The organism is Brachybacterium phenoliresistens (genome assembly GCF_039530785.1).
GTDB lineage: Bacteria > Actinomycetota > Actinomycetes > Actinomycetales > Dermabacteraceae > Brachybacterium > Brachybacterium phenoliresistens.
The window spans coordinates 410,532-425,388 of sequence record NZ_BAAAOW010000001.1; the positions used below are offsets into that span (position 1 = coordinate 410,532).

General features: G+C 72.6%; 14 protein-coding genes. 3 read left to right on the plus strand and 11 right to left on the minus strand.

The window, feature by feature from the left end; all coding sequences use genetic code 11:
- Window positions 1-168: 168 nt before the first annotated feature.
- Genes era through ABD234_RS01905 form a run of 5 tightly spaced genes read right to left on the minus strand, consistent with a single transcriptional unit; the run spans window position 169 to window position 4,349 of the window.
- Complete coding sequence (gene era / locus ABD234_RS01885) at window positions 169-1,125, minus strand: GTPase Era (protein WP_038370102.1); 957 nt, start codon at window positions 1,123-1,125, stop codon at window positions 169-171.
- Complete coding sequence (locus tag ABD234_RS01890) at window positions 1,118-2,449, minus strand: hemolysin family protein (RefSeq protein WP_038370101.1); 1,332 nt, start codon at window positions 2,447-2,449, stop codon at window positions 1,118-1,120. The genes era and ABD234_RS01890 overlap by 8 nt, the downstream gene beginning before the upstream one ends.
- Before the next feature lie 13 nt (window positions 2,450-2,462).
- On the minus strand, window positions 2,463-2,924 hold the full coding sequence (ybeY, locus tag ABD234_RS01895) for an rRNA maturation RNase YbeY (protein ID WP_038370100.1): 462 nt from the start codon (window positions 2,922-2,924) through the stop codon (window positions 2,463-2,465).
- Window positions 2,925-2,928: 4 nt separating this feature from the next.
- Window positions 2,929-3,990: a PhoH family protein gene (locus tag ABD234_RS01900; RefSeq protein WP_038370098.1), complete on the minus strand. Its 1,062-nt coding sequence runs from the start codon at window positions 3,988-3,990 to the stop codon at window positions 2,929-2,931.
- On the minus strand, window positions 3,987-4,349 hold the full coding sequence (locus tag ABD234_RS01905) for a histidine triad nucleotide-binding protein (RefSeq protein WP_038370097.1): 363 nt from the start codon (window positions 4,347-4,349) through the stop codon (window positions 3,987-3,989). The genes ABD234_RS01900 and ABD234_RS01905 overlap by 4 nt, the downstream gene beginning before the upstream one ends.
- 165 nt (window positions 4,350-4,514) lie before the next feature.
- On the opposite strand from ABD234_RS01905, the gene ABD234_RS01910 reads away from it, so the two are divergent.
- Entirely contained in the window at window positions 4,515-5,066 is a 552-nt protein-coding gene (locus tag ABD234_RS01910) for an NADPH-dependent FMN reductase (protein ID WP_038370096.1), read from the plus strand.
- Between the two features lie 168 nt (window positions 5,067-5,234).
- On the opposite strand, the gene ABD234_RS01915 is transcribed toward ABD234_RS01910, so the two are convergent.
- The 3 genes from ABD234_RS01915 to hrcA are packed head-to-tail and all read right to left on the minus strand — an operon-like array spanning window position 5,235 to window position 8,215.
- Window positions 5,235-6,023, minus strand: a complete 789-nt coding sequence (locus ABD234_RS01915) for a 16S rRNA (uracil(1498)-N(3))-methyltransferase (RefSeq protein WP_344353635.1) — start codon at window positions 6,021-6,023, stop codon at window positions 5,235-5,237.
- Window position 6,024: 1 nt separating this feature from the next.
- A complete protein-coding gene (gene dnaJ / locus ABD234_RS01920; protein WP_038370094.1) occupies window positions 6,025-7,158 on the minus strand; it encodes a molecular chaperone DnaJ in 1,134 nt (377 codons plus the stop codon).
- A gap of 55 nt (window positions 7,159-7,213) precedes the next feature.
- On the minus strand, window positions 7,214-8,215 hold the full coding sequence (gene hrcA / locus ABD234_RS01925; protein WP_038370093.1) for a heat-inducible transcriptional repressor HrcA: 1,002 nt from the start codon (window positions 8,213-8,215) through the stop codon (window positions 7,214-7,216).
- A 136-nt stretch (window positions 8,216-8,351) separates the two neighbouring features.
- Here hrcA and ABD234_RS01930 point away from each other — a divergent pair, with 136 nt between their 5' ends.
- Both ABD234_RS01930 and ABD234_RS01935 read left to right on the plus strand, forming a co-directional pair.
- Window positions 8,352-9,227, plus strand: a complete 876-nt coding sequence (locus tag ABD234_RS01930) for a DUF3097 domain-containing protein (protein WP_038370092.1) — start codon at window positions 8,352-8,354, stop codon at window positions 9,225-9,227.
- A 340-nt stretch (window positions 9,228-9,567) separates the two neighbouring features.
- Window positions 9,568-10,677 carry a DUF4870 domain-containing protein gene (locus tag ABD234_RS01935; RefSeq protein ID WP_051486375.1) on the plus strand — a complete coding sequence of 370 codons (1,110 nt, stop codon included), beginning with the start codon at window positions 9,568-9,570 and terminating at the stop codon, window positions 10,675-10,677.
- A gap of 244 nt (window positions 10,678-10,921) precedes the next feature.
- Here ABD234_RS01935 and hemW read toward each other — a convergent pair whose 3' ends face one another.
- The 3 genes from hemW to lepA are packed head-to-tail and all read right to left on the minus strand — an operon-like array spanning window position 10,922 to window position 14,750.
- The gene (hemW, locus tag ABD234_RS01940; protein WP_084148163.1) at window positions 10,922-12,121 is read right to left on the minus strand and encodes a radical SAM family heme chaperone HemW; all 1,200 of its coding nucleotides are present in this window, start codon (window positions 12,119-12,121) and stop codon (window positions 10,922-10,924) included.
- A complete protein-coding gene (locus ABD234_RS01945) occupies window positions 12,118-12,873 on the minus strand; it encodes an MOSC domain-containing protein (RefSeq protein ID WP_051486374.1) in 756 nt (251 codons plus the stop codon). Before ABD234_RS01945 ends, hemW begins: the two co-directional genes overlap by 4 nt.
- Entirely contained in the window at window positions 12,870-14,750 is a 1,881-nt protein-coding gene (gene lepA, locus ABD234_RS01950) for a translation elongation factor 4 (RefSeq protein ID WP_038370091.1), read from the minus strand. Before lepA ends, ABD234_RS01945 begins: the two co-directional genes overlap by 4 nt.
- Window positions 14,751-14,857 lie beyond the last annotated feature (107 nt).

A 14,857-nucleotide genomic window follows, 5' to 3' on the forward strand; every position in this document is an offset into this window, starting at 1 on the left:
GTTCGCAGTCACGGGAAGTCCTTCATGGATCGGTGGGGTCGCCGGGGGCATGGGGCATCGGCCGCGGCGAGGTCCCAGCGATCAGGCCTCGACGCGGCGGATAAGCAGAAGGAGCGAACCACGCATGGCGTCACCGTAGCACTGCCGGCGCCGGCCGCGCGCGGAGGGTCAGAACCCGAGCCGGCCCAGCTGCTTGGGGTCGCGCTGCCAGTCCTTGGCGACCTTGACCCGCAGGTCCAGGTGGACCTTGCGCCCCAGCAGGCGGTTGATCTCGGCGCGGGCGGCGCTGCCGACCTCCTTCAGCCGGGAGCCGCCACGGCCGATGATGATGCCCTTCTGGCTGTCGCGCTCGACGAACAGGCTGGCCCGCACGACCAGCCGGCCCTCGCCCGGGGCGACCTCGGCGAAGGGATCCTCCGGGTCGGTCTCCACGACCTCCTCCACGACCACGGCGATGGAGTGCGGCAGCTCGTCCCGCACTCCCTCGAGGGCCGCCTCGCGGATCAGCTCGGCGATGCGGTCGTCGCGCGACTCCTCGGTGAGCTGGTCGTCGGGGTACAGCTGCGGGCTGACGGGCAGCTGCTCGGCGATGACCTGCATCAGCACGTCGACCTGCTCGCCGGTCACGGCGCTGATCGGGACGATCGCGTCGACGGACAGGAGCTGGTCCACGGCGATCAGGTGCTCGGTGAGCCGTTCGCGGTCCACCAGGTCCACCTTGGTGACCACGGCGACCACGCGCGGCCGCGACCGGCTGCCGCGCAGCTCGGCGAGGTCCTCGGCGATGAACCGGTCGCCGGGGCCGATGCGCTGGTCCGCGGGCAGGCAGAAGCCGACCACGTCGACCTCGGCGAGGGTCTCGCGGACCAGGTCGTTCAGCCGCTCCCCCAGCAGGGTGCGGGGGCGGTGCACGCCGGGGGTGTCCACGAGGATGATCTGGGCGTCCTCGCGGGTCACGATGCCGCGGATCGCGCGGCGGGTGGTCTGCGGCTTGGAGGAGGTGATCGCGACCTTCTCGCCCACCAGCGCGTTGGTGAGGGTGGACTTGCCGACGTTGGGCCGGCCCACGAGGGCGACGAAGCCGGCGCGATGCTCGCGCTCCGGCATGGGGGCGGGGTCAGTCATCGTGCTCCTCGGAGGCGTGGTCTGCGGGGGCCTCGACGGAGTCGGGCTCCTCCTCGCGCGCGGCGCGCGAGACGATCAGGGTGGACAGGCGCTTTCGGCGCCCGCTGGTGCGCTCGGCCTCCAGGTGCAGGCCCAGCACATCGGCATGGGAGCCGATGATCGGCACCCGGCCCAGGGCCTTGCCGAGCAGTCCGCCGATGGAGTCGACGTCGTCGTCATCGATCTCGAGGCCGAACAGCTCTCCGGTCCCGGAGACGCTCTCGCGGGCGGGGACGCGGAAGCGCCCCTCGCCGAGCTCCTCGATCTCCGGCTCGCGCCGGTCGTGCTCGTCGGCGATGTCGCCGACGATCTCCTCGAGGACGTCCTCGATGGTGACGATCCCGGACACGCCGCCGTACTCGTCGACCACGATGGCCACGTGCACGCTGCTGGCCTGCATCTGGCGCAGCAGGTCATCGGCCGCGACGAACTCGGGGATGAACTGGGCCGGGCGCATGAGCTCGCGCACCGGACGGTCGGCCCGGGGATCCCACGGCGAGTGGACGGCGCGGATCACGTCCTTGATGTACAGCACGCCCAGCAGGTCGTCGACGTTCTCCCCGATCACCGGGACGCGGGAGAAGCCGGAGCGCACGAAGAGCCGCACCGCCTTCTCGGCGCTGGTGTCGTCGGTGATGACGACCATGTCGGTGCGCGGCACCATGATCTCGCGGACGGTCGTGCCGCCCAGGTCGAACACGCCCTGGATCATGTCGCGCTCGTCGTGCTCGAGCTGCTCGTTCTCCAGCGCCCGGTCCACGCTGTGGCGCAGCTCCGCCTCGGTGGCGTACGGACCCCCGGAGACGGCGCCGCCGGGGGTGAAGGCCGAGCCGATGTGGATCAGCAGCCGCGCCGGCGGGCCCAGCACGGTGCGGGTGATGGAGATCAGCAGCGAGAGCCCGATGGCGACCGCCTCGGGGCGCCGGCGCCCCAGGGTGCGCGGCGAGACCGACACGGCGAGGAAGGAGCCGACGCCCGCGATGAGGATCGACAGCAGGGTGGGCAGCACCCAGCCGTCGAGGGTCTCGAAGACGATCGCGGTGATGGCCACGGCCATCACCGCATCGGCCATCACGCGGCCCAGGCCGATCGCCGCCAGCGTGGGCGGGGCGTCGTCGTGCTGGTGCAGGACTCGCCGGCGCAGGCGCTCGGGCTTGTCCTCGAGGGCGCGCTCGAGGGCGACGCGGGAGATGGCGAGCAGCGCGGCATCGGCCGCGGTGAGCGAGGCGCCCACCACGACGCCGAGGACGGCCAGGGGGATGAGGACGAGGAGCAGAGCAGTCATGGGGCGGGAGCCGTCACGACTCCTGGTCGCGCGTGGCGAGGAAGGTCAGCAGCAGCTTGCGCTGCAGGTCGAACATGACCCGCCGCTCCTCCGCCTCGGCGTGGTCGTAGCCCAGCAGGTGGAGGATGCCGTGGGTGGTCAGCAGCAGCATCTCCTCCGCGGCGCTGTGCCCGGACTCCGCCGCCTGGCGCGCGGCCACGCTCGGGCACACCACGATGTCCCCCAGCAGGCCCTCGGGGGACGGGTCGAGCTCGGTGCCGGGGGTCAGCTCGTCCATCGGGAAGCTGAGCACATCGGTGGGGCCGGGCTCGTCCATCCAGCGGATGTGCAGCTGCTCCATCTCCGTCTCGTCGATGAACCGCAGCGACAGCTCGGTGGCGGGGTGCAGGTGCATCGCCTCGAAGACGAAGCGGGCCAGCGCCACGAACTCGAGCTCGTCGATGCGGACGGTGGTCTCGTTGCGCACTTCGATCATGGGGTCATGCTCCTCGGGGTCCGGACGGGGACGGGCCGCCGCGGCGGCGGGACTCGCGGTTGCCGCCCGGCCCGACCTCCCAGCGGCCGTAGGCCTCGACGATGTCGCTGACCAGGCGGTGGCGCACGACGTCGCGCGAGGACAGGCGGCAGAAGGCGATGTCCTCGACGCCGGAGAGGACCTGCTCGACCACCCGCAGGCCGCTGCGCTGGCCGCCGGGGAGGTCGACCTGCGTGACATCGCCGGTGACGACCATGGTCGAGTTGAAGCCCAGGCGGGTCAGGAACATCTTCATCTGCTCGGGCGTGGTGTTCTGCGCCTCGTCCAGGATGATGAACGCATCGTTCAGGGTGCGCCCGCGCATGTACGCCAGCGGCGCGACCTCGATGGTGCCGGCGCCCATCAGCCGCGGGATCGACTCCGGGTCGAGCATGTCGTGCAGCGCGTCGTACAGCGGCCGCAGGTACGGGTCGATCTTCTCGTTGAGGGTGCCGGGCAGGAAGCCCAGCCGCTCCCCCGCCTCGACGGCGGGCCGGGTGAGGATGATCCGGTTGATGCGCTTGGCCAGCAGGTGCTGGACGGCCACGGCCACGGCGAGGTACGTCTTGCCGGTGCCGGCAGGGCCGATCCCGAACGTGATCGTGTTCTCCTCGATCGCGTCGATGTAGGTCTTCTGGCCCAGCGTCTTGGGGCGGATGGTGCGCCCGCGCGAGGACAGCACGGCCTGCGAGAGCACCTTCTCGATGCGCTCGCCGCCCAGCCGGTCGTCGCCGTAGAGCGCGGCGGCGCGCTGCACCGCCTCCGCCGTGACGCCCTGCCCCTTGGCGGCCATCTCGATCAGCGAGCGGATGATGTGCTCGCTGCGCCGCAGGGCCTCCTCGGTGCCGCGCAGGGTGACCTGGTGGCCGCGCACGTGCACGTCCGTGTCGGGGACCACGTCCTCGAGCGCGGCCAGCGCCTGGTCGTTCTCGCCCAGCACCTGGAAGGGGCTGAGGTGGTCCGGGATCGCCAGCCGGCGCTCGCGTACCTCGGGTGCGCGGCCGGGGACGGATTCGAGATCGGTCACATCTCTCCTTCTGCGAGCTCTCCGCTCGCCAGGACGTGGGCGTGCACGTGGAAGACGGTCTGCCCGGCGCTCGCGCCGGTGTTGAAGATCAGGCGGAACTCCCCGTCGGCCAGCTCCGCGGCGACGTCTCGGGCGACCTCGACGACGTGGGCGAGCAGCTCGGGCCGGGAGGTGAGGTCGCGGACGTCCCGGTGGTGCTCGCGCGGGACGACGAGGACGTGGACCGGGGCCTTGGGGGCGAGATCGCGGAAGGCGATGACGGCATCGTCCTCGTGCACCCGATCCGAGGGGATCTCCCCCGCGACGATCCGGCAGAAGACGCACGCGTCGTCGCGCAGGGCGGGAGCGGCGGATTCCATGGGGGGAAGTCTACGCGTGCGCGCGCCGCGCCCCGGAGCTCCCGCGTCGTGGCCGTCCGGGCCCGGCCCCTCCGGCAGCGGCGGGCGCCCTCCGGGATCGTTGAATGTTGAAGGGATCACAGCGGAATCGGGAAGATCCGCTGGCCCGCGAGGGTTGGACCCGTCATGGCTACCCTTGGAATCATCGTCTCCAGCACCCGCCCGAACCGCATCGGCGGGCACGTCGCCCAGTGGATCACCGAGCACGTGGACGGCTGGGACACGGACCTGATCGACCTGCGCGAGGTGCAGCTGCCCTCCTTCGACGAGCACAGCGCTCCGAAGGCCGGCCTGGAGCGCGCGACCGACCATGCGAAGGCCTGGGCCGAGCGCATCGGCGCCCTGGACGCCGCGATCATCGTCACCCCGCAGTACAACGGCAGCTACCCCGGTGCGCTGAAGAACGCGATCGACTACCTCTACGAGGAGTGGAACGGCCTGCCCACGCTGCTGGTCGGCTACGGCTGGGGCGACGGCGCCGAGGTGCTCGAGCTGCTGGAGCGCCTCATGCGGCGCTTCGAGACCGACCTCGTCGGCGAGCTGGGCCTGGGCTTCGGCGCGGACCTGTCCCCCGAGGGCGCGATGGGCGTGCGCCCCGAGAAGCAGCAGGCCCTGGTCGAGGCGCTCGCGGCCCTGCGCGAGAAGGCCGACCAGCGCTCCGGCGCCGTCGTCGCCTGACCCTCCCCTCCTCCTCCCTCTCCCCCGATCACGACAGGGCGGGCGCCGCACGGCGCCCGCCCTGTCCGCATCTCCGCAGCCCGGCGGCGGGCCGCATCGGCCTCGATGCGCCTGCTCCGCGCGTCCGGCCCCGGCGAGAGGGCCCGGCGAGAGGGCCCGGCGACAGGCTCAGCCCCAGCGGCCGATGAGGGCGCTGATCGCGGCGATCGCCGCCGGTCCCGCCGTCGAGGAGCGCAGCACCTCCGGCCCCAGCAGCACGCTGCGGGCCCCGGCCTCGCGCAGCGCCGCGATCTCCTCCTCGGCGATACCGCCCTCCGGGCCCACCACCAGCACCACGGCAGCCCCCTCGCGGCCCTGCAGCGCGCGCAGCGGCGCGGCGAGATCGACCAGCGCCGCGCTCTCCTGCTCGTGCAGCACGAGCACCATCGAGCCCTGCTCGGCCCATTCCCGGGTGCGGCGCACGAGCACGGCGGTGTCCACCGCCTCCTCGACGACGGGCACGCTCGGGCGCCGGGACTGCTTGACCGCGGCGCGCACGGTCGCCTCCCACTTGGCGCGGCCCTTGCGCAGCTTCTCGCCGCGCCACACCGACACGCTGCGCCGCGCGATCCACGGGACGAGGACATCGGTCCCGAGCTCGGTGGCCGCCTCGACCGCCTGCTCGTCCCGACCCCCGGTGGCGAGGGCCTGGACCAGCACGAGGGCGGGGCGGCGCGGGACCGCCGGGACCGGGTCCTCCAGCAGGCGCAGCTCCAGGGACTCCTTGGCCGCCGCCACCACCTCGGCGACCGCCTGGGCACCCGCCGGGTCGGTGAGCAGGACCCGCTCCCCGGGGCCGATGCGCGCGACCTTCGCCGCGTGGCGCCCCTCCTCCCCGGTCAGCGCCAGCCCCTCCCCGCGGCGCGCCGGCGACAGCGCGCCGTGCGGCACGAGGAACGCCGCGGGAGTGGCCGGCATGTCAGAGATCCCGGAAGCGATCGCGGATCTTGTCGAAGACTCCGCCGTGGCGTCGCCCGCCGGTGCGCGGGGTCTCCTCCCCGCGCAGGGCGGAGAACTGCTCGAGGAGATCCTTCTGCTCGTCGGTCAGCCCCGTGGGGACCTCCACGTCGATCTCGACGCGGATGTCCCCGCGACGCTCCCGCCGCAGCGGCGTCACGCCGAGGCCCTTGAGGGTGATCTCCTCGCCGGGCTGGCTGCCGGGACGGATCTGCAGCTCCTGGACGCCGTCGAAGGTCTCCAGGGGGACCGTCGCGCCGAGGGCCGCGGAGGTCATGGGCACCGAGACGTGGGCGACGAGGTCCTCCCCGTCGCGGGTGTAGATCTCGTGCTCCTGGACCGCGAGCTCGACGAAGAGGTCGCCGGCCGGGCCGCCCGCCTCGCCGATCTCGCCCTCGCCGCGCAGCTGGATGCGGGTGCCGTTCTCGACGCCGGAGGGGATCTTCACGGTGAGCGTCTTCTCGCTCTGCACGCGCCCGTGGCCGGCGCAGCTGGGGCACTTCGACTCGATGATGTCGCCATGGCCCTCGCAGGCGGTGCAGGGCGCCATGGTGACCATCTGGCCCAGCAGGGACTGCACCACGCGCTGGACGTGGCCGGTGCCGTTGCAGGCGCTGCACCGGGTGGGCGAGGTGCCCTCCGCGCAGCAGGAGCCGTGGCAGGCCTCGCACAGCACGGCCGTGCGGAAGGTGACCTTCTGCTCGGTGCCGAAGACGACGTCGCGCAGATCGATGGTGGTGCGGCGCAGGATGTCCCCGCCGCGGCGCTGGCGCGGCACCGGCCCCTGCCCGCGGCCGCGCATGCCCGAGGCGCCCGCGAACATGTCGAAGATGTCGGAGAAGTCGAATCCGGCGCCCCCGCCCCCGGGGAAGCCGCCGCCCATGCCAGGCCCGCCGCCCATGTCGTACTGGCGGCGCTTGTCGGGGTTCTTGAGCGTCTCGTAGGCCTGGGAGACCTTCTTGTACTTCTCCGCCGCGTCCGGATCGGGGTTCACGTCCGGATGCAGGGTGCGGGCCGCCTTCTGATAGGCCTTCTTGATCTGGTCCGTGGTGGCGTCGCGCGGCACGCCGAGCAGGTCGTAGTAGTCCTCGTTCACGAAGCGGTGTCCTTGGTCGATGGGTGGTGTGCGGAGGGGCGGCGGGCGCGGCCGCTCACTCCAGGAAGCGATGGATGTAGCGGGCCAGGGCCTGCACGGTGGAGATGCCGGTGACGTAGTCCATGCGGGTGGGGCCCAGGATCGCCAGATGCGACCCGGCACGGTACCCCGCCCCGACGAGAGACGCCTGGGTGAGGGATCGGTTGCGGTTCTCCTCGCCGATGCGCACCTGCACCGTCCCCGGCTCGGCGCCCATCTCCGAGAGCAGGCGCAGCAGCACCAGCTGCTCCTCCAGGAGGTCCAGCAGCGGCTCCATGTCGCGGGCGAAATCAGCGGCGGAGCGCGCCAGGTTCCCCGTGCCGGCCATGACGATCCGATCCTCGGTGCGGGAGGCGGCGAGGGCGGCGACCACGTCGGTGACCTCGCGCACGGCGTCCTGATCGGCGGGCGCCGTGGCGGCGACCAGCCGGGCCAGGCCCCGCTCGACGTCGTTGACCTCGCGTCCGCTGACGGCCCGCAGCAGTCCATCGCGCAGGCCCTCGTAGAACTCGGCGTCCCGCGGCTGGGCCAGGGCGATCGTGCGCTGGTCCACGCGGCCCGCCTCGGTGATCAGCACCACCAGCAGGAGCGAGTCGGCGACCTTGACCAGCTCGACGTGGCGCACCCGCGCCTGCTGCGGCGCGGGGTACTGCACCATCGCGACCTGGTGGGTGAGCTGCGAGAGCAGGCGCACCGTGCGGAAGAGGAGCTCGTCCACGTCCCCGGCGTCCTCGAGGAACGTGCTGATGGCGCGCCGCTCCCCGGTGGAGAGCGGCTTGATCGTCGCCACGTGGTCGACGAAGGCGCGGTAGCCCTTGTCGGTGGGGACGCGGCCCGCGGAGGTGTGGGGCTGGGTGATCAGCCCTTCCTCCTCGAGGACGGACATGTCGTTGCGGACGGTGGCGGCGGACACCCCGAGGTCGTGCCGATCCAGCAGCGACTTCGAGCCGACCGGTTCGCGGGTCGAGACGAAGTCCTCGACGATCGCACCGAGGATCTGGAGCTTGCGCGGGTCCATGCCGTCCGCCTCCCGTCTGCGTGGCTGGGGCCGGGTCCGATCGTCACAGTTGGCACCCGGCGGTTCCGAGTGCCAATGCTACGCGCTCCGGGCGGGTCTCCGCGGGAGGCGTTCGCCACCGGGGTACCGTGACGGCGTGTCACCGAACGCCTTCCCCGATCGCTATGGCTCCGATGTGCTGAGCTCCCCCGCGGCCCACCATCGGCGCCGCCCCGTCGCCCGCGACGTCCCCGTCTCCCGGGGTCTCGTCGTCGAGGAGGCCTCGACCGGCTTCACCGGCGCGGTCACCCGGCTCGAGAAGATCGCCGGCGAGATCGTGGTCGAGCTCGAGGACGGCCGCGGCGTGCTGCGCTCCTTCCCGCTGGGCCCCGGGTTCATGATCGACGGCAGCCCGGTGCGCCTGGTGCGCCCCGTGCGCTCGGGCCCGGCGGCCCCGAAGCGCTCCGCGAGCGGCTCCGTCTACGTCGAGGGCGCCAAGGCCCGCACCGCCCGCGCCTCCCGCATCTGGGTCGAGGGCAAGCACGACGCCGAGCTCGTGCAGAAGGTGTGGGGCCACGACCTGCGGATCGAGGGCATCGTCGTGGAGATGCTCGACGGCGCGGACAACCTCGCCGAGCGCGTCGAGGACTTCGCCCCGAACCCGCAGCGGCGCCTGGGCATCCTCGTGGACCACCTCGTGCCGGGCTCGAAGGAGACCCGCATCGCCCAGCAGGTGATGAGGATGCGCGGCGCCCAGGGCAACGTGCTGATCCTCGGCCACCCGTACGTCGACGTGTGGCAGGCCGTGCGCCCGGCCCGCGTGGGGCTGACGGCATGGCCGCACATCCCCAAGGGCACCGACATCAAGCACGGCACCCTCGCCGCGCTCGGCTGGCCGCACGAGGACCAGGCCGATGTGGCCCGGGGGTGGCAGCGCATCCTGTCCACCGTGCGCTCCTACGCCGATGTGGAGCCGACGCTCTCGGGCCGCATCGAGGAGCTCATCGACTGGGTGACCGTCCCGCAGGAGTGACCCTCGCGCATGGGTGACCGTCCCGCAGGAGTGACCCTCGCGCATGGGTGAGCCGTCCTGCAGGACGCGCAGGCTCGCCGTCGGGTCCAGGGCGCCGTCGGGTCCAGGGCGCCGTCGGGTCCAGGGCGCCGTCGGGTCCAGGGCGCCGTCTGGTCCAGGGCGCCGTCTGGTCCGGGGCGTCGCCGCGCCCGGCCAGTGGCCCCGGCTCCGCGGAGTGCGCGGTCCGCCCCCGCCCCGTTCCGGCGCTCCCCCAGGATCCTGGGGGTTCTCCCCCATGACCGGGCCGGGCGGCACCCGATACGCTCAAGGGGACCAACGACCACCTCGTCAGGGAGACGCCATGAGCACCCCGAGTCATGACCACGGCCAGGACACCTCCGGGACGCCCTGGGGCACCCCGCCCGCGCAGTCGGGCGCCGAGCAGCCCGCCGCCGAGCAGGCAGGGGCCGAGAACGCGGCGCCCGCCCCGGCGCAGGACCCCTACGCCACCCCGGCGGCGCCCGTCGCCGGCGGGGATCCCTACGGCGCCTCGCACGGCTCGGCCGACGGCGCCGCCGCCCCGGCCGCGCAGCCCGACTGGACCCAGCCCGGGGAGCCGGCTGCGGCCGCGCCGCCGGTCGGCGGCACCCCGGGCGGGACCCAGCCCGGGGAGCCGGCTGCCGCCGCGCCGGCGGTCGGCGGCACCCCGGGCGGGACCCTCCCCGGCGCCTCCCAGCCGGACCCCTACGCCGCATCGGCCGCCTATGCGGCGCAGCAGCAGGGCCAGAGCGCGGGACAGGATCCCTCCGGGGCTCCGCAGAGCCCCTACGGCGCGCAGCAGAGCCCGTACGGTGCACCGCAGCAGAGCCCGTACGGAGCCCAGGAGAGCCCGTACGGCGCTCCCGGCGCGCCGTCGGCCCAGGCCGGACAGCAGGGCTATCCCGGCGTCGGCCAGCCGGGAGCCGGCCCGAACCCGGCCGGCCAGGGCCAGCCCTTCGCTGGCCAGGCCCAGGGCCAGCCGGGCGGGACCCAGTTCTCCGAGACCCCGCCGCCCGGGACCAAGGGCGCCTACGCCGGCGCGCTCAGCGGCCAGCCCACCTCCCCGGCCGATGCCCGCACCTGGGCGATGCTCGCGCAGCTGTCCGTCGTGATCGGGCACGTGGTGAGCATCGGCTTCCTGGGCTGGGTGGGGCCGCTCATCGTGTTCCTCATGTACAAGGACCGCAGCCGCTTCGTGCGGTTCCACGCCGCGGAAGCGCTCAACGGAGCCATCGCCGTGCTCATCAGCTCCGTGGTGCTGTCCATCGCGATCGGGATCTTCGCGATCGTCACGCTGGGCATCGGAAGCATCGCATTCCCCCTGATCGGCCTGCCCGCGCTCATCCAGCTGATCTTCGCGATCATCGGCGCGGTCAAGGCGAACCAGGGCGAGTGGTGGAACTACCCGGCGAACATCCGCCTGTTCTCCTGATCCGGGGCTCGATCCGCGAGCACCGGCGTCCCCTCCGCAGCGCCGTCGCCCCCTCGGGGCGGCGGCGCTGCCGTGCTCAGGGCCGCCCATCCCGCCGCGGGAGGTCATTCTCCGTCGCTTGAACGAGCGTTCAAGCGACGGAGAATGACATCCCGAGGGACGCGGCGGAACCGGGCTCGGCGAGGCGGAGCTCGGCGGGGGTAGGACGCGGTGCAGTGCAGAGGTATCGGGGGCCGGCGCCGGGTCAGTCGGTGAGGTCGCGGATCACCGCGTCGGCCAGCAGCCGGCCGGGACGGGTGAGGACCAGGCGGCCGCGGGCGGCCGCATCGGCCTCGAGGTGGCCGCGGCGCACATGCACGTCGATCATGTCGCGCCGATGCGGGGCGATCTGGTCGGCATCGAGACCGTCACGGATGCGCAGCTCGAGCATGATCCGCTCGAGCGCCCTCTCCTCCGGGGAGGTCCGTTCGGACTCCTGGCGCGGCAGGACGCCCTCGCCGAGCATCCGGGCGTAGCGGCTGGGATGCTTGACGTTCCAGGCCCGCAGCCCGTCGCGGTGCCGGTGCGCCCCGGGGCCGATGCCCCACCAGTCGCGGCCGCGCCAGTAGGCGAGGTTGTGCTGGGAGCGGTGCGCGGGAGTGCGCGAGAAGTTGGAGACCTCGTACCAGCTGAGCCCCGCCGCCTCGAGCAGGTCGTCGATCGCCTCGTACTTGTCGGCCATGTCGTCGCCGTCGGGCTCGGGCAGCTCGCCGCGGCGCACCTGCCGGGCCATGGCCGTGTTCCCCTCGATGATCAGCGAGTAGGCCGAGATGTGGTCGACCTCGCAGGCCAGAGCGGACCGGACGGAGGTGACGACGTCCTCGAGCCGCTCCCCCGGCGTGCCGTAGATGAGGTCGAGGCTGACGTCGAGACCGGCCTCCTTCGCCCACTGCACCGCCAGCGGCACCCGTTCCGGGTCGTGGGTGCGCCCCAGGGTCGCGAGCACCGCCGGCACCGCCGACTGCATCCCGAAGGACACCCGGGTGATGCCGCCCTCGGCCAGGCGCCGCAGGGACTGCGGAGTGACCGAGTCGGGGTTCGCCTCGGTGGTGACCTCCGCGCCGGGTGCCAGGGGGATCAGGGACCGCAGGTGGGCGAGGAGGGCGACGAGATCGTCCGCGGGCAGCAGCGTGGGCGTGCCCCCGCCGAAGAACACAGTCCCGACCTGCTCGTAGACGTGCCCTGCCGCGGCGTCGTCGGCCAGGGTCAGGTCCATCTCCCGCATCGCATGAGAGGCATACTCGGCCTGGCTGCCGCCCCCGCCCAGCTCGGTGGCGGTGTACGTGTTGAAGTCGCAGTACCCGCAGCGCACCGCACAGAACGGCACATGGATGTAGACCGACAGATCCCGGGGTCCGGGCACGTGCACCGCGGGAGCATCGGCCGACGGGGTCGGCGCGCTCACAGGCCCATCCCGAGGCCCAGGCCGCGCCCCGTCGAGCGCAGGCGCTGCGGGAACTGCCGCGGGGATCCGGCGCGATCCAGAGCGACCAGCGCGGAGCGGACCAGGGATTCGTACAGCACCGTGCCCGTCGCCTCGGCCCAGTCCAGCAGCCGTGCCGCCGGCTCCGGCGCGAGCCCGCGGTAGACCTGGCCGATGCTCACCTCGTGCTCGGGCCGGGCGAGGACCTCGATCCGGTCCCCGGCGCGGACCTCGCCCTCGGTGAGCACGCGGAAGTAGGCGCCGCAGCGACCGGCGTCCCGGAAGCGGCGCGGCCAGGAGCGGTCCTGCATGCGCGCGGCGAAGGTCTTGCAGGGCTCGCGGGGGCAGGTCGCCTCGATCACGGCCTCGCCGATCTGCCAACGCTCGCCGACGAGCGCCTCGTCGGTGTCCTGGCCGGTGGTCACGAGGTTCTCGCCGAAGAAGCCGTCGGGCAGGTCCTCGCCGCGCTCGCGGGCGAAGGCCTCGCGCATCTCCCGGGAGACGGCGTAGACGGCCTTGAAGATGCCTCCGTGATGCTCGCGGTCGCCCTGGACGTCGCCCAGCACGCCGTGCGCGAGCAGCCGCACGGGACCGTCCACGGGGCGCTTGTCGATGCCGCTCATGAGCCGCCGTTCGGGGACGGCGAACAGCTCGGCGACGGTGCAGACCGCGGCGATCCGCCCGCCGGCGGCGGGATCGATGCTCACCTCCAGCGCACCGGCGGGGGCGGTCACTTCTTCTTGCCCTCCTTGGCGGCGCCCTCGCCGTCGGAGGACAGGGCTGCGATGAACGCCTCCTGCGGCACCTCGACGGAGCCGATGTTCTTCATGCGCTTCTTGCCCTCCTTCTGCTTCTCCAGCAGCTTCCGCTTGCGCGAGATGTCGCCGCCGTAGCACTTGGACAGCACGTCCTTGCGCAGGGCACGGATGTTCTCGCGGGCGATGATCCGCGAGCCGATCGCCGCCTGGATGGGCACCTCGAACTGCTGGCGCGGGATGAGGTTCTTGAGCTTGCCGGCCATCTCGACGCCGTAGTGGTACGCCTTGTCGCGGTGGACGATGGCGCTGAAGGCGTCGACCGGCTCGCCCTGCAGCAGCATGTCGACCTTGACCAGATCGGCCGCCTGCTCGCCGCTGACGTCGTAGTCCAGGGAGGCGTAGCCCTTGGTGCGGGACTTCAGCTGGTCGAAGAAGTCGAAGACGATCTCCGCCAGGGGAAGCTGGTAGCGCAGCTCGACCCGCTCCTCGGAGAGGTAGTCCATGCCCTGCAGGCTGCCGCGCTTGGTCTGGCACAGCTCCATCACGGTGCCCACGAACTCGCTGGGGACGATGATGGTGCCGCGCGAGACGGGCTCGCGGATCTCGCGCACCTTGCCGGTCGGGAAGTCCGAGGGGTTCATGACCTCGACCTCGGTGCCGTCCTCCATGGTGACCTGGTAGACCACCGACGGCGCCGTGGAGATGAGGTCGAGGTTGAACTCGCGCTCCAGGCGCTCGCGGACGATCTCCAGGTGCAGCAGGCCCAGGAAGCCGACGCGGAAGCCGAAGCCGAGGGCCGTGGACGTCTCCGGCTCGTAGTTCAGGGCGGCGTCGTTGAGCTTGAGCTTGTCCAGCGCGTCGCGCAGGATCGGGTAGTCCGAGCCGTCGATCGGGAACAGCCCCGAGTAGACCATCGGCTTGGGATCGGCGTAGCCGGCCAGCGCCTCGGTGGCCCCGCGGACCGCTGCGGTGACGGTGTCGCCGACCTTGGACTGGCGCACGTCCTTCACGCCGGTGATGAGGTAGCCGACCTCGCCCGGGCCCAGGCCCTTGGTGGGGATCGGCTCCGGGGAGATCACGCCGATCTCCAGCAGCTCGTGCTGGGCGCCGGTGGACATCATCACGATCTTCTCGCGCGGGGTCATCCGGCCGTCGATCACGCGGACGTAGGTGACCACGCCGCGGTAGGTGTCGTAGACCGAGTCGAAGATCATCGCGCGGCAGGGGGCGTCGATCTCGCCGACCGGCTCGGGCAGGGTGCGCACCACGTGGTCCAGCAGCTCCTCGACGCCGGCGCCCGTCTTGCCGGAGACGCGCAGCACCTCGGAGGGATCCACGCCCACCAGCTGGGCGAGCTCGGCCGCGTACTTCTCCGGGTCCGCGGCCGGGAGGTCGATCTTGTTGAGGACCGGGATGATGGGGAGGTCGTTCTCCATCGCCAGGTACAGGTTCGCGAGGGTCTGCGCCTCGATGCCCTGGGCGGCGTCGACCAGCAGGATCGCGCCCTCGCAGGCGGCCAGCGAGCGGGAGACCTCATAGGTGAAGTCCACGTGGCCGGGGGTGTCGATCATGTTCAGCGCGTAGTTCACGCCGTCGACCTGCCAGGGCATGCGCACGGCCTGGCTCTTCACGGTGATGCCGCGCTCGCGCTCGATGTCCATCCGGTCGAGGTACTGGGCGCGCATGGCCCGGGCGTCCACGACGCCGGTCAGCTGCAGCATGCGATCCGCGAGCGTCGACTTGCCGTGGTCGATGTGCGCGATGATGCAGAAGTTGCGGATCCGCTCCATCGGCGTGGAGGCGGGCACGATGTCCCGGGCGTCCTCGGTGGCGATCCTCGGGGTCACCGGCATCCGTCCTCTCGTCCAGCGTTCGTCATGCGGGTGCGCCGGAGCCTGCCCGGCGGCCGGGACATCGTCTCACGATGCGCCGGGTCCGGTCGCGCTGCGCCGGCCCGCAT

Bases quoted from the DNA above. Each gene is read 5' to 3' on its own strand.
- era (WP_038370102.1), bottom strand. From the start codon at position 1,125: ATGACTGACCCCGCCCCCATGCCGGAGCGCGAGCATCGCGCCGGCTTC.
- ABD234_RS01890 (WP_038370101.1), bottom strand. From the start codon at position 2,449: ATGACTGCTCTGCTCCTCGTCCTCATCCCCCTGGCCGTCCTCGGCGTC.
- lepA (WP_038370091.1), bottom strand. From the start codon at position 14,750: ATGCCGGTGACCCCGAGGATCGCCACCGAGGACGCCCGGGACATCGTG.
- ABD234_RS01910 (WP_038370096.1), top strand. From the start codon at position 4,515: ATGGCTACCCTTGGAATCATCGTCTCCAGCACCCGCCCGAACCGCATC.
- hrcA (WP_038370093.1), bottom strand. From the start codon at position 8,215: ATGGACCCGCGCAAGCTCCAGATCCTCGGTGCGATCGTCGAGGACTTC.
- ybeY (WP_038370100.1), bottom strand. From the start codon at position 2,924: ATGATCGAAGTGCGCAACGAGACCACCGTCCGCATCGACGAGCTCGAG.
- ABD234_RS01905 (WP_038370097.1), bottom strand. From the start codon at position 4,349: ATGGAATCCGCCGCTCCCGCCCTGCGCGACGACGCGTGCGTCTTCTGC.
- ABD234_RS01915 (WP_344353635.1), bottom strand. From the start codon at position 6,023: ATGCCGGCCACTCCCGCGGCGTTCCTCGTGCCGCACGGCGCGCTGTCG.
- ABD234_RS01935 (WP_051486375.1), top strand. From the start codon at position 9,568: ATGAGCACCCCGAGTCATGACCACGGCCAGGACACCTCCGGGACGCCC.